The 13,074-nt window shown below is 65.8% G+C and carries 12 protein-coding genes; all 12 read right to left on the reverse strand.

Features of this window, described 5'->3' with window-relative positions; translation table 11 throughout:
- Position 1 precedes the first annotated feature (1 nt).
- On the reverse strand, positions 2 to 772 hold the full coding sequence (gene urtD, locus VKZ87_RS14115) for an urea ABC transporter ATP-binding protein UrtD (RefSeq protein ID WP_324221913.1): 771 nt from the start codon (positions 770 to 772) through the stop codon (positions 2 to 4).
- A gap of 53 nt (positions 773 to 825) precedes the next feature.
- Positions 826 to 1,971, reverse strand: a complete 1,146-nt coding sequence (gene urtC, locus VKZ87_RS14120) for an urea ABC transporter permease subunit UrtC (protein WP_324221901.1) — start codon at positions 1,969 to 1,971, stop codon at positions 826 to 828.
- Positions 1,964 to 3,883, reverse strand: coding sequence for an urea ABC transporter permease subunit UrtB (urtB, locus tag VKZ87_RS14125; protein ID WP_324221902.1), 1,920 nt, complete (start codon positions 3,881 to 3,883; stop codon positions 1,964 to 1,966). Before urtB ends, urtC begins: the two co-directional genes overlap by 8 nt.
- Before the next feature lie 98 nt (positions 3,884 to 3,981).
- Positions 3,982 to 5,271 (reverse strand): urea ABC transporter substrate-binding protein, encoded by a 1,290-nt coding sequence (gene urtA, locus VKZ87_RS14130; RefSeq protein ID WP_324221903.1) that lies wholly within the window; start codon positions 5,269 to 5,271, stop codon positions 3,982 to 3,984.
- 277 nt (positions 5,272 to 5,548) lie between these two features.
- Positions 5,549 to 6,379, reverse strand: coding sequence for an urease accessory protein UreD (locus tag VKZ87_RS14135; protein ID WP_324221904.1), 831 nt, complete (start codon positions 6,377 to 6,379; stop codon positions 5,549 to 5,551).
- Entirely contained in the window at positions 6,380 to 6,937 is a 558-nt protein-coding gene (locus tag VKZ87_RS14140; RefSeq protein WP_324221905.1) for a dTDP-4-dehydrorhamnose 3,5-epimerase family protein, read from the reverse strand.
- An 85-nt stretch (positions 6,938 to 7,022) separates the two neighbouring features.
- Positions 7,023 to 7,859 carry a sugar phosphate isomerase/epimerase gene (locus tag VKZ87_RS14145; protein ID WP_324221906.1) on the reverse strand — a complete coding sequence of 279 codons (837 nt, stop codon included), beginning with the start codon at positions 7,857 to 7,859 and terminating at the stop codon, positions 7,023 to 7,025.
- Positions 7,856 to 9,019, reverse strand: coding sequence for a dihydrodipicolinate synthase family protein (locus VKZ87_RS14150; RefSeq protein WP_324221907.1), 1,164 nt, complete (start codon positions 9,017 to 9,019; stop codon positions 7,856 to 7,858). Before VKZ87_RS14150 ends, VKZ87_RS14145 begins: the two co-directional genes overlap by 4 nt.
- Positions 9,020 to 9,023: 4 nt before the next feature.
- On the reverse strand, positions 9,024 to 10,178 hold the full coding sequence (locus VKZ87_RS14155; protein ID WP_324221908.1) for a Gfo/Idh/MocA family oxidoreductase: 1,155 nt from the start codon (positions 10,176 to 10,178) through the stop codon (positions 9,024 to 9,026).
- Positions 10,175 to 11,611 carry a mandelate racemase gene (locus tag VKZ87_RS14160; RefSeq protein WP_324221909.1) on the reverse strand — a complete coding sequence of 479 codons (1,437 nt, stop codon included), beginning with the start codon at positions 11,609 to 11,611 and terminating at the stop codon, positions 10,175 to 10,177. Before VKZ87_RS14160 ends, VKZ87_RS14155 begins: the two co-directional genes overlap by 4 nt.
- A complete protein-coding gene (locus VKZ87_RS14165) occupies positions 11,608 to 12,435 on the reverse strand; it encodes a sugar phosphate isomerase/epimerase family protein (protein ID WP_324221910.1) in 828 nt (275 codons plus the stop codon). Before VKZ87_RS14165 ends, VKZ87_RS14160 begins: the two co-directional genes overlap by 4 nt.
- Before the next feature lie 63 nt (positions 12,436 to 12,498).
- A partial coding sequence (locus tag VKZ87_RS14170; RefSeq protein ID WP_324221911.1) for a tripartite tricarboxylate transporter permease occupies positions 12,499 to 13,074 on the reverse strand: 576 nt, incomplete at its 5' end.

Genomic DNA, 13,074 nt, shown 5'->3' on the forward strand with positions numbered 1-13,074 from the left:
GTCAGCGCCCCAGGTAAACTTCGATGACACGGGGGTCGTTCTGGACGTGATCGACGCTGCCCTCGGACAGCACGCTGCCTTCATGCAGCACGGTCACCCGGGCGCCGAGATCGCGGACGAACTCCATGTCATGCTCGACCACGATCAGCGTGCGCTCGCCCCGGAGCGACAGGATCAGTTCGGCGGTCTGCCGCGTTTCCGCATCGGTCATCCCGGCTACCGGCTCATCGAGCAGGATCAGCTGCGTGTCCTGCACCAGCAGCATGCCGATTTCCAGCCACTGCTTCTGGCCGTGGCTGAGGCTGCCGGCATCGTGGCGCAGCCTGTGACCCAGGCCGACCGTGTCCAGCGCCCAGGCCATGCGGTCGAGCGCTTCGGAGTCCAGCCGCGCGCCCAGCGTTTTCCAGGCGCCGCGCGGCGCCTTCAGCGCCAGCTCGAAATTCTCGAACACGGTGAGATTTTCGAAAACGGTCGGCTTCTGAAACTTGCGGCCAATGCCGAGATTGGCGATTGCGGTTTCATCCAGTTTGGTGAGATCCACGCGGCCGGCAAACAGCACTTCTCCGCTGTCGGGGCGCGTCTTGCCGGTGATGATGTCCATCATCGTGGTCTTGCCAGCGCCGTTCGGCCCGATGATGGTGCGCAGTTCGCCGGGCGCGACCATCAGGGCAAGGTTGTTGATCGCCTTGAAGCCATCGAAACTGACGCTCACGCCGTCGAGATAGAGCTGCGTATCGGAAACCCGGGGGCGTTCGATGATATCGGGCGCCATGCCCGCCGTGGCGGGCTGGATCAGCGGCGAGGGTACGGGAATAACCGGGCGCATCATTCGGCCTCCGCGGTTCTGTAACTCTGCCGCTCGGCCCGCCAGCTTTTCCACTGCCCGAGCAGGCCGACCACACCCCTGGGGAAGAGCAGCGTGCTGGCGATGAACAGGCCACCCAGCACGAAAAGCCAGAGATCCGGCGCCGCTCCGGTCAGCCAGGTCTTGATCAGGTTGACCAGTACGCCGCCCAGAATGGCGCCATAGAGCGTGCCGCGGCCACCCACCGCGACCCAGATCGCGATCTCGATGGAGTTGGCCGGCGAGAATTCCGACGGATTGATGATGCCGACCTGCGGCACATAGAGGGCACCGGCAATGCCGGCGAGCACGGCCGAGAGCGTGAAGGCAAACAGCTTGGCCGAGGTCGGTGAGTAACCGAGGAACCGCACCCGGCTCTCGGCATCGCGCAGCGCCAGCAGGACGCGGCCGAGCTTGGAGCGCGTTACGTAGCGGCAGAGCAGGAAGCAGCCGCCAAGCGCCGCAATGGAGGCGACATAGAGCCCGATCCGGGTGCCCTGCGCCTGGATCGGGAAGCCCAGAATTTCCTTGAAATCGGTCAGGCCGTTATTGCCGCCGAAGCCCATGTCGTTGCGGAAGAAGGCCAGCATCAGGGCAAAAGTCATCGCCTGGGTGACAATCGAGATATAGACACCGGTGACGCGGCTGCGGAAGGCGAACCAGCCCAGCACCAGCGCCAGCAGGCCGGGCGCCAGCACGATCATCAGCAGCGCGAACGGAAAGCTGTCGAAGCCGTACCAGTACCAGGGCAGCTCCTTCCAGTTCAGGAAGACCATGAAATCCGGCAGTTCGGCATTGCCGTAGACACCGCGGCTGCCGATCTGCCGCATCAGGTACATGCCCATGGCATAGCCGCCCAGCGCGAAGAAGGCGCCATGGCCGAGACTGAGGATTCCCGCGTACCCCCAGACGAGGTCGAGGCTCAGCGCCAGAATCGCGTAGCAGGCATATTTGCCGAGCAGCGGCACCAGATAGTCCGGCAGATGCATGGCCGATCCGGCGCCCGGCAGCAGGTTGAGCAGCGGCACGAGCACGATCAGCAGGAAACCCAGCCCGAGGAACAGCGCCCAGCCACGGGGGGAAAGCAGCGGCGCCGGTCGTGCCAGCGCGGTCAGTTCGTCACGCATCGGCCGCCCTCCCCTTTGCCGCGAACAGGCCGCGCGGCCGCTTCTGGATGAACAGGATGATGCAGACCAGCACCACCACCTTGCCCAGCACGGCGCCAGCCACCGGCTCGAGGAACTTGTTCACGATTCCAAGCGTGAGCGCGCCGACCAGCGTACCCATCAGGTTGCCGACGCCGCCGAAGACGACGACGAGGAAGCTGTCGACAATGTAGATCTGGCCAAGATTGGGCGAGACATTGCCGATCTGGCTGAGCGCCACGCCGGCCATGCCGGCAATACCGGACCCGAGGCCGAAGGTGAGCGCATCCACCCGCGCCGTCGGAATGCCCATCGTGGCCGCCATGGCGCGGTTCTGGGTCACGGCCCGCATATGCAGACCAAAGCTCGTGCGCTGCAGGATCAGCGCGATCAGACCCAGTACGGCAAAGCAGAAAATGATGATGTAGATACGGTTCCAGGTGACGCTCAGTCCTCCGGCGATCTCGATGGCACCGGTCATCCATTCGGGATTGGCCACTTCCTTGTTCGGTGCGCCGAAGATCATGCGCACCGCCTGCTGCAGGGCGAGGCTGACACCCCAGGTCGCCAGCATGGTCTCCAGCGGGCGGCCGTAGAGGAAGCGGATCACCCCGCGTTCGATCGCGATGCCGACAAGGGCCGCGACGAGAAAGGCCACCGGCAGGGCGGCGATCAGATAGGCGCCGATCCAGGACGGCGGCAGCACGGCACGGAAGATTTCCTGCGTCACATAGGCCGAGTAGGCGCCGAGCATGATCATCTCGCCATGGGCCATGTTGATCACGCCCATGACGCCGAACGTGATGGCAAGACCCACGGCAGCCAGCAGCAGCACCGAGCCCAGAGAAATGCCCTGGATCAGGTTCTCCACATAACCGTAGAGCGTAATCCTGGTCTGGATCCTGTCGAAGGCAGAGGCGATGACGGCCCGGACATCCGGATCGGCCTCCTGATTCAGCCGGGCCTGGAGGATCGCCCGGACCCGGAGATCGGAGGCGCCGGCCAGCACGGCTACAGCAGCAACCCTGCCTGCCTTGTCCGCATGGACAACGTCGGCAGCGGCGAGGCTGAGTGCCATCGCGTCGCGCACGTAGGCGACGCTTTCCCTTGCATAGGCCTCGCGCAGCAGCGTGGCCGTCTCCGGCGTGATGCCTTCCAGCAGCGCGTCGGCTGCCCGTGCGCGAACGGCAGCGTCCGGACTCATCAGGCCAAGATGCGCAATCGACTCGCGGAGGACGTTCCGCAGATTGTTGTTGACGAAGACCGCGTCGAGATCCGCGGGCGGCACGATCCCGGCCGGCTCGAGCGTCGTCGCAAGCGTGATCCGGATATCGTTGCCGCTGCGGTCGCCGATCACCAGCGCGCCGTCGCTCTTCCGCGCAAACAGCCGGCCGTCGGCCAGGGCCTGGAAGACCGGCATGGCGCGGGGGTCACCCAGGGCGGTGAGCTTCGCGATGGCCTCGCCCTTCTCGGCGAAGCTCTGCGCTTTCAGGCCGTTTACGCCCGCGGCGAAGTCGAACGGGCCGGTTTCCCTGACTTCCGCGGCGCCGCCCAGCAGCGCCCGGGTCTGGTCGTCCAGTTCAATCGGCTTCAGCTCATCGGGCTCCGCCATGGCCTCGATGTCGCCGGTCAGCGCATTGGTGATGACATACTGCTCGCCATCCTTCTCACCGATGACGACGGCGTTGTCCTCCAGCCGGATGAACAGCCTGCCCTTGGCCAGCGCGGCGGCCGCGGCCTTTGCCCGGTCGTCACTGCTGGCGGCCAGCGCCTGCACGGCCGTTTTCGGATCGTCATAGGTGAGCCCGGTCAGGATCTCCTCGAGGTCCTGCGCCTGCGCCGGAGGGGCGAGCAGCAGCACCAGGAGGCCGAGTGTCTGGATCAGTCGGGCCATGGTCTCGGTTCGCAAGGAATGAAACGGACGGATTTTTTTGTTCTTGGATCCGGCCACCCCGCTGTCGCGGGATGGCCGGTCGTCGGTTGCCGGACCGGTCAGTTGGCCAGCGCGGCGTATTTCGGCTTTTCGCAGTTGCCGCAGACCCAGGGGAAGGTCCAGTCCGCCGTCAGCTTGGCGCTTTCGGGGATGTACTTCGACCAGGCATCGGCCTTCACCGGGCCCTTGGTCTGCCAGACGATGTTGAACTGGCCGTCAGGGCGGATCTCGCCGATCAGGACGGGCTTGCTGAGATGATGGTTGGTGTTCATCACCGCGGTGAAGCCCGACGGCGCCTTGACCTTCTGGCCGTACATGGCCTGGCGGACGGCGTCGACCTGGGTGGTGCCGGCCTGGGCCACGGCCTGCGCCCACATCTTGAAGCCGATATAGGTGGCTTCCATCGGATCGTTGGTGACGCGCTTGTCATCCTTGATGAAGGTCTTCCACTGCTTGATGAAGGCCTCGTTGACGGGGCCCTTCACCGACTGGAAGTAGTTCCAGGCCGCCAGATGGCCGACCAGGTTCTTGGTGTCGATGCCGGCCAGCTCTTCCTCGCCGACCGAGAAGGCGACCACCGGGATGTCGGAGGCCTTGATGCCCGCATTGGCCAGTTCCTTGTAGAAGGGCACGTTGGCGTCGCCGTTGATGGTCGAGACCACGGCCGTCTTCTTGCCCGCCGTGCCGAACTTCTTGATGTCGGCGACGATGGTCTGCCAGTCGGAGTGGCCGAACGGCGTGTAGTTGATCATGATGTCTTCCTGGGCGACGCCCTTGGACTTCAGGAAGGCTTCCAGGATCTTGTTGGTGGTGCGCGGATAGACGTAGTCGGTACCGGCCAGCACCCAGCGCTTCACCTCGCCGCCTTCCTTGCTCATCAGGTATTCGACCGCGGGGATCGCCTGCTGGTTCGGCGCGGCGCCGGTATAGAAGACGTTCTTCGAGCTTTCCTCGCCCTCATACTGGACGGGGTAGAACAGCAGGCCGTTCAGTTCCTCGAAGACCGGCAGGACGGATTTGCGTGACACCGAGGTCCAGCAGCCGAACACCACCGCGACCTTTTCCTTCGACAGCAGCTCGCGCGCCTTTTCGGCGAAGAGCGGCCAGTTCGAAGCCGGATCAACCACCACGGCCTCGACCTTCTTGCCGAGCAGGCCGCCCTTCTTGTTGATGTCGTCCACCATCATCAGGACCGTGTCCTTGAGGGTGGTTTCCGAGATCGCCATCGTGCCCGACAGCGAATGCAGCACGCCGACCTTGATCGTGTCCTGGGCCTGCACGGCGGTGCCGGTGGCAAGGACGCCCAGCATGGCGCCAGCCGCGGCCAGTCCTCGCATGAATTTGCTCATTATTCCTCTCCTGCGCTTGCGGCGGCCCCCCGAGGGCTCGGCCTACGGAGATGGAATGGCAAGGAGTGTGCCAGAGCGGCCAGAAGCGGCGGCCTGACCCGGCCCGGGGCTGTAATTGCCTGATTCAGCGCGGCAAAGGACAGAGCCGCTCTTCGCATCTGCACAAAGAGCGTCGCGATTCATGCTCAGGCAGGATCAGGCAGGGCCGCCCAAAAAAACGGCATGGGCCTGCATAAATTTGGCCGCCGATCAAAAAATGAGCAGGCGAACGCCCGGTTCAGAACCGCCAGTGACGGGGCATCACCGGCTCGCGGCCGAGCGCGGGCCGCAGCACGGCCCAGAGCAGGGCGAACTCCCGCCGCAGCGCTGCGGCGTCGTCATTGAGCAGACGGACCAGCAGCAACCCGTCGAGGATGGTCGCGCCCGCACGCATGCCATTTTCCCGGATCAGGTCCCGCAGCCGGTCCCGCTCCGCTGCAACCTCGGGAAGCTGCGCCAGGATCAGCGCTTGGGCGACCGCGCCGGCGAAACCGGCCGGATGACCCAGCGTCTCCCCGATCGCACCGTCCAGACGCAGACTGTCGGTCCAGACGAGCCGGCCATCACGGCGGATCTGCCAGCGATCGAACAGCAGCCCTTCACTGAGCCGCTCGCCGCGCGCGATCCGTCCGAAGACGGTGATATCCCCGGCCAGGCAGATTGCATCCCCGGCCAGATCGAGCGTGACGGAGCGGCGCAGCCGTGCGCCGTCGAACAGGATCATTTCCTGCGGCAGCCATTCCAGCCGGGCGCCGGATGCGGCGCCCAGCCTGACGTCGATGGAAGCGGTTTCCTCGGCGGTGGCACGATAGATCTTCTCGGCGGCCTGCGGGGTGCAGAGCAGATCGCTGCCAACACCCGCCGCGATATCGAGCTGCAGGCTGTCGCCCCCGGTGAGGCCGCCGGCGGTGGTGATCAGAACTGCCGTAACCGGTTCGCCCGGATCGGGCGCCGGCGTCAGCGCCCGGCAGGGGTCGGTCTGGTAGACCTCATCCAGTCGCGTTCTGCCCCCGGCAGCCGAGAAACCGAGCGACAGCCGGCCCTTCGCGCGCTGATGGGTCAGCGCCATTCAGTCGTACAGATCCGGCTGCTCGGCCAGCATGGGCTGGTCGATGTCGCCGGGAGCGAATTGCAGATCGCCGCCCTTGAGAGGCCAGGCGATGGCCAGCTTCGGGTCACGGGCATTGATCCCGCGCAGCAGATCGGCGTGATGCGGCGCGCTCGCCTTCACCAGGATTTCCGTCGCCGGCTCACGGCTGCACCAGCCAAAGGCGAAGCCCGGCATGACATAGAGCTGGTCGCCCGCCATGTAGGACAGATCGGCGGTGACGGCGCGACCGAATGTCTGCGAGCTGCGCCGCAGATCGGCCACCGCAACCGTGGCGCTGCCGCGCAGGACCCGGATCAGCAGCGCCTGCGCGGCCGGCGGCAGCTGGTAATGCAGGCCGCGCAGACTGCCCGGCTTGTCGGCATAGAAGATCGTGTCCTGGACGAAGCGATCGTGGATGCCCGCCGCCGCGAATGACGCCTCGCTGTAGAGCGTGGTCTGCCAGCCCTGGGAATCCATCAGGGTGCTCGGCAGCAGCCGTAGGACGCCGGGAATGGCGAGGGGCGAGGACTGGAGCATGGCGTATCCGTGGCGCGGGGGCGGGCCCGCATCATCGGGAAGCTCATGACGCAATTCAAGGGCCGGCAGCCCGCCGCCCGGACGATCAGACCACGGTGCGGTGCCGCTCCTGGCAGACGCGGAGAACCTCATCGGCATCCCGCTTCCACCAGTTCCCGGCGGACATGATCTCGACCTCGCAGAAGCCCCTGTAGCCGGCAGCCTCCACCATGGCGCGGATGGCCGGGATATCGATCACACCGTCTCCCATCATGCCGCGGTCAAGCAGCAGGTCGGTGGTCGGCACCAGCCAGTCGCAGATATGGAAGGCCAGGATGCGTTTCGCCGCCCGCTCGATCTGGGCCTTCAGCTGCGGATCCCACCAGACGTGATAGACGTCCACCGCCACCCCGAGATGGGCGTCGCCGGGGCCGGAGCCGAGCGCGTCGCAGATGTCCAGTGCCTGGGCCAGCGTGTTCACGCAGGCGCGGTCGGCAGCGTACATCGGGTGCAGTGGCTCGATGGCCAGCGGCATCTTCGCCGCCCGGGCATGCTCCAGCACCGCGGCGATGCCGTCCTGCACCTGGCTGCGCGCGCCGGCCAGATCCTTTGAGCCCTGCGGCATGCCGCCGACGACCAGCACGAGGCATTGCGCACCCAGCGCCGCCGCATCGTCGATGGCGCGCCGGTTGTCGTCGATCGCCGCCTGGCGTCCCGCGGCATCCGGGGCCGGAAACATGCCGCCACGACAGAGGCCCGTCACCGCCAGGCCGACATCGCGGATATGCTTCGCGGCATTCCGGACGCCGTACTCCGCCAGCTTGTCGCGCCAGGGCGAGATACCGGTGATGCCGTGCCGCGCGCAGCCCTCGATGCATTGCTGCAGCGACCACTGCTCCTTCACCGTCGCGGTGTTGAGCGACAGGGGGCCGGGCGCCGTCATGCCGCCACTCCGTGCACCGCCATCACCGCCTTCATGCGCGCCGCGGCCCGCTCGGCATCGCTGAGGAGGCCGGCCGCATCGGCGAGACGGAACAGCTCGGCCAGATGCAGCGCCGAGCGCGTGCTCTGCTGGCCGCCGACCATGACGAAATGGTCCTGGTGACCGTTCAGATAGGCCATGAAGACCACGCCGGTCTTGTAGAAGCGGGTCGGCGCGCGGAAGATGTGGCGGGACAGCGGCACGGTGGGGCCGAGAATGTCGTGGAACCGTTTCTCGTCACCCGCGGTAAGCGCCCCCAGCGCCGCCGAGGCCGCCGGCGCGATGGCATCGAAAATGCCCAGCAGGGCGTCGGAATATCCCTGCGTATCGCCGGCGATCAGTTCGGCATAGTTGAAATCGTCGCCGGTATACATCCGCACGCCCTTCGGCAGGCGGCGGCGCATGACGATCTCCTTGTCCTTGTCGAGCAGCGAGATCTTGATCCCGTCGACCTTGGCCGCATTGGCGGCGATCACATCGAGGCAGGTCTCCATCGCCTTCATGTGGTCGCCATTGCCCCAGTAGCCTTCCAGCGCGGGATCGAACATCTCGCCCAGCCAGTGCAGGATTACCGGCTGCTTCACCTGGCTGAGGATGCGTCCGTAGACCCTGGCATAGTCGTCCGGCGACTTTGCGCATGCGGCCAGCGCACGGCTGGCCATCAGGATGATGCGGCCGCCCAGTTTTTCGATGGCACTGCACTGTTCCTCGTAGGCGGCAATCACCCTGTCGATGGTGACATCCGGCCCCGGTGCCAGATGGTCGGTGCCGGCGCCCGAGGCGACCACAGCGCCGGGCACGTCCTTCGCCGCGTCCAGCGAGCGGCGCACCAGTTCGAGCGCATCCTTCCAGTCCAGGCCCATGCCGCGCTGCGCGGTGTCCATCGCTTCCGCCACGCCGAAACCGAGCGACCAGAGATGGCGCCGGAAGGCGATCGTGCGCTCCCAGTCGATCGCGGGGCTGAGCCAGGGATCGTTGTCGGCCAGCGGGTCGGCCACGACATGGGCCGCCGCGAAGGCGATGCGGTTGAAGGGCGGCCTGGCGCCCTGGAATCCCCTGGCGGTCCTGAGCGTATAGGGCGCCAGTTTGCCGGCGCTGACGGGAAGATTGAGCGTCGTCATGCCGTCACGCCTTCAGTTCCGGAAGATCGATCCAGCGGCGCTCCTTCCAGCTCTTCAGGCCGGCCTCGGCGAGCTGCACGCCCTTGGCGCCCTCCAGCAGCGTCCACTTGAACGGCTCGTTGTCGACGATATGGCGGATGAACATCTCCCACTGGGCGCGGAAGCCGTTCGGATAGACCTTGTTGTCGGGCACTTCCTGCCAGGTCTCGAAGAAGTTGATGCTCTGCGGCAGGTCGGGATTCCAGACCGGCTTCGGCGTCGCCTGGCGGGGCTGGATGAAGCATTTATGCAGGCCGGCCACGGCCGAGCCCAGCGTGCCGTCAACATGGAAGGTGACGAGGTCGTCGCGGCGCACGCGGGTGACCCAGGAGGAATTGATCTGGGCGATCACGCCGCCTTCCAGTTCGAAGGTCGCGTAGGCGGCGTCATCGGCGTCGGCCTTGTAGGGCTTGCCCTTCTCGTCCCAGCGCTTCGGGATATGAGTGGCGCCCAGGCAGGAGACGCTCTTCACGTTGCCGAACAGGTTGTCCAGCACGTAACGCCAGTGACAGAGCATGTCGAGAATGATGCCGCCGCCGTCCTTGACGCGGTAGTTCCAGCTCGGGCGCTGGGCCACCTGCCAGTCACCCTCGAAGACCCAGTAGCCGAACTCGCCGCGCACCGAGAGGATCTTGCCGAAGAAGCCGCTGTCGATCAGCACCTTCATCTTCTCGAGGCCGGGCAGGAACAGCTTGTCCTGGACGACGCCGTTCTTGACGCCGTATTTCTTCGCCGCCTTCACCAGGTCCATGGCAACGTCCAGCGTTTCCGAAATCGGCTTCTCGCAATAGACGTGCTTGCCGGCAGCCATCGCCTTCTTCAGCAGGCCGGCACGCAGCTGCGTGGTGGCGGCGTCGAAGAACAGGATGTCATCCTTGTTCTTCAGCGCGGCATCGAGGTCATCGGTATAGCGCTCGATGCCGTGCTGCCTGGCCAGCCGGCCGACCTTGTCGATATCGCGCCCCACCAGGATCGGGTCGGGCATCACCCGGCGACCATTCTTCAGCACCACGCCGCCATCCTGGCGGATCGCCACGATGGAGCGGATCAGGTGCTGGTTCATGCCCATGCGTCCGGTGACGCCGTTCATGATGATGCCGAGGCGGATGTCTTTGCTCATCGAGTCTGTCCCTGGTTGAAATCGGATGCGGGCATGGCCGCGAGTGCGGTCCAGTCCGGTTCCGCGGCGGAGGCGAATCCGGGCGCGTCGAGGATGCTGTCCAGCGCCAGGTCGCCATTCTCGATATGCAGCCGCACGCGGTCACCGCTGCGGCGGTAGAGATCGGGATGGGCGCTGAGAAAGGCCTGCTGCTCGGCCACGGGCGCGGAACCGAAGCCATCGACATAATGATGGCCGTTGCGCTCCACATGGGTGAGGCCGAGCGCAGCGACCAGTGCAAGATCCTGCTGTACTGCCAGGCCGGCCTGGCAGGTGAGGTCTTCGCCGGTAATGAAATACTCCCTGCCCCATGCCTGGCAGCGCGCGGCATTCAGGATCGCGCGGTAGACGCCCTTGCAGGTCTTCGACGAGATGCCGCGATAACCGAGCTTCCGCGCCGCGGGAAAGACATCGTAATCGGCATCGGATTCGTCGATGATGACCGGCACTTGCGCACTCAAGCCATCCACCGGCTGCTCCAGCGCCACCGCGCGCCGGATCGGCTGTTCGATATAGAGGATCGAGGCGCAGAGCCGCCGCAGGGCAGCCTCGCCCTGCATCGCCTGCCAAAGCGCGGCGATGCCGGCGGCGTCGTCATACTGTTCATTGCCGTCAAGACTGGCCTGATAGGGTTCGACCTGCCGGTCCAGAACGGCGGCGATGGCGCGCAGCCGCTTCAGATCCTCATCCACGTTGCCGCCGACCTTGAGCTTGAAGAAGCGCAGACCATAGGCCGTGACATTGCCCTCCAGCGTCTCCGGCAACCCGTCGCCGAGCCGGCTGTCGGCAGCAAGATCGGCTTCGGCGAGAGGATCGAGCATCCCCACGGTATGCCGTACCGCGATCCGGCGCGTCGGCTGCAGCCCGTTGAGGAAAGCAGCCAGATCAAACTCGGCCAGATCGGGAGTCAACGTGGCGTCGATGCCGAACAGGTTGCGCTGCAGGGCCGTTACGAATGGCAGATCATGAATGCGGCACAGCGCATCGATGACGGCGCGATCCAGCAGGGCGGGACCGTAGCTGGCCACAAGCGCATTCAGCCCCTGCCCATCCCCCTGCCGCACCAGAACGTGATGATGCGCGGCGGAATGGCCGAAGGCGGTGCGTGATGTGGCGTCCGCCGTGTAGGCTGCCCGCGCATTCTGCAGGCTCAGCCGCAGCTGCGCGAAGTTCTGCTCGTTCGAGAGCGCCGGGTCCTTGTCGAACCATTTCGGCGCCATGAGCTCGGCGGCTGCGCCGGCGGCGCTGCGACCATCGGCCAGCGTGACCCGCAGCGATACGAATACCTGCGGCGCATCGCGCAGGGTCACCACGCCGAAACGGAACGGCATGCGCAGCCGCACCGGCCGTTCATACAGCCGGATATCGCTGATGCGGAATACCGGCGCCGTCATGCCAGCTTCCCGAGCAGATCGCGCAGGTAGCGAATGCTGTGCTCCGCCACGCCCGGGCCATCGGGCTCATAGATGAAGGGCTCGACCCCGATATCGCCGTCATAGCCATGCTGCTTCAGTGCCGCGAGGATCGGCGCGAAATCCATCTCGCCCTGCCCCGGTCCCTTGCGGTTCGGATCGTTGACCTGGATATGGGCGATCATGCCGCTGGGCAGCCATTGCCGGATCAGGTCCGGCACGCTCTCGGTTTCGGTCTGCCCCGCGGCCGAGCAGTCGATCATGGTACGGAAGTTGGTGCTGGCGATCCCTTCGACGACACCGATCGCCTCCGCCACCGTGTTGACGAAATTCGTTTCGGTACGGCCCAGCGGCTCGAGACAGTAGATGACGCCTGCGTCTTCCGCCGCCTGCGCCGCCTTGCGGAAAGCCTCCAGCGCATAACCCTTCGCCGCATGGATGTCGCGATCGGGCAGGCGGCGCTGGGCCGGCGAGCCGTGGACGAGATAGCGGCCGCCAAGTTCGGCGCACATGAAGCAGAGGCGCTTCATCGCCTCGATCGTGCGGCGCCGGGTCGGCGGATCGGGATCGGTGATCGACAGACCCTTGGGCGCGACCAGCAGCCAGTGCAGCCCGGTCACAGCCAGGCCGGCATCCTCGACGGTTTTCCGGATTCCGCGGATGGCGGCGGTATCGAGGGTCAGCGGATCATCGGCCAGCGTGAACGGCGCGATCTCCAGCCCGTCATAACCCAGTGATGCCGCCAGCGCGCATTGCGCCTGCAGCGACATTCCACCGAGCACCTCGTTGCACAAGCTGATCCGCATCGCCAACCTTTGTAACTGACCAGTTACTTATAACGGCTGCCGGCCCATTCCGTCAATTCTGAGTCAGGCGCCGCGCCGGAATGGCCGGAGCAGCAGCCCCGCACCCTGGCCGATCGCACGCCGCGCCGGAGGCACGCTCATCAGCACCGTGAAGGCCACCAGCAGGAAAACAATCAGGCTGATCGGTCGCGTAAAGAACGGTGCGAGGTCGCCATCCGACAGGGTCAGGCCGCGGCGCAGATTCTTGTCGAGCAGATCGCCCAGCACGATCCCGAGCACCAGGGGCGCCGGCGGATAGTTGAACTGCCGCAGCACCAGCCCAAGCACGCCGAAGACCAGCATCACGAGAATGTCGAACGGGCGCGAGGCGATGGCGTAGGAGCCCACGGCGCAGAGCACGAAAATGACCGGCATGATGAGTGCACGTGGCACCAGCAGAACCTTCACCAGCACCTTGGTGAGGACCAGCCCGTAGAACAGGATGCCGAACGAGGCCAGCAGCATCATGGTCACGACGTCGTATACGAACTGCGGATTCTCGACCATGATGAGCGGCCCGGGCCGGATGCCGTGGATCAGCATGGCGGCGAGCAGGACAGCGGCCGGCGCGGAACCCGGGATGGCGAGCGTGAGAACCGG

This window comes from Ferrovibrio sp., from assembly GCF_035304305.1.
Lineage (GTDB): Bacteria > Pseudomonadota > Alphaproteobacteria > Ferrovibrionales > Ferrovibrionaceae > Ferrovibrio.

What these genes read in the sequence shown, in the direction of transcription:
- VKZ87_RS14155 (WP_324221908.1), bottom strand. Translation starts at nt 10,178, where the DNA reads ATGAGCAAAGACATCCGCCTCGGCATCATCATGAACGGCGTCACCGGA.
- urtC (WP_324221901.1), bottom strand. Translation starts at nt 1,971, where the DNA reads ATGCGTGACGAACTGACCGCGCTGGCACGACCGGCGCCGCTGCTTTCC.
- VKZ87_RS14145 (WP_324221906.1), bottom strand. Translation starts at nt 7,859, where the DNA reads ATGACGGCGCCCGGCCCCCTGTCGCTCAACACCGCGACGGTGAAGGAG.
- VKZ87_RS14160 (WP_324221909.1), bottom strand. Translation starts at nt 11,611, where the DNA reads ATGACGGCGCCGGTATTCCGCATCAGCGATATCCGGCTGTATGAACGG.
- VKZ87_RS14135 (WP_324221904.1), bottom strand. Translation starts at nt 6,379, where the DNA reads ATGGCGCTGACCCATCAGCGCGCGAAGGGCCGGCTGTCGCTCGGTTTC.
- VKZ87_RS14140 (WP_324221905.1), bottom strand. Translation starts at nt 6,937, where the DNA reads ATGCTCCAGTCCTCGCCCCTCGCCATTCCCGGCGTCCTACGGCTGCTG.
- urtD (WP_324221913.1), bottom strand. Translation starts at nt 772, where the DNA reads ATGGCGCCCGATATCATCGAACGCCCCCGGGTTTCCGATACGCAGCTC.
- VKZ87_RS14165 (WP_324221910.1), bottom strand. Translation starts at nt 12,435, where the DNA reads ATGCGGATCAGCTTGTGCAACGAGGTGCTCGGTGGAATGTCGCTGCAG.
- urtB (WP_324221902.1), bottom strand. Translation starts at nt 3,883, where the DNA reads ATGGCCCGACTGATCCAGACACTCGGCCTCCTGGTGCTGCTGCTCGCC.
- urtA (WP_324221903.1), bottom strand. Translation starts at nt 5,271, where the DNA reads ATGAGCAAATTCATGCGAGGACTGGCCGCGGCTGGCGCCATGCTGGGC.
- VKZ87_RS14150 (WP_324221907.1), bottom strand. Translation starts at nt 9,019, where the DNA reads ATGACGACGCTCAATCTTCCCGTCAGCGCCGGCAAACTGGCGCCCTAT.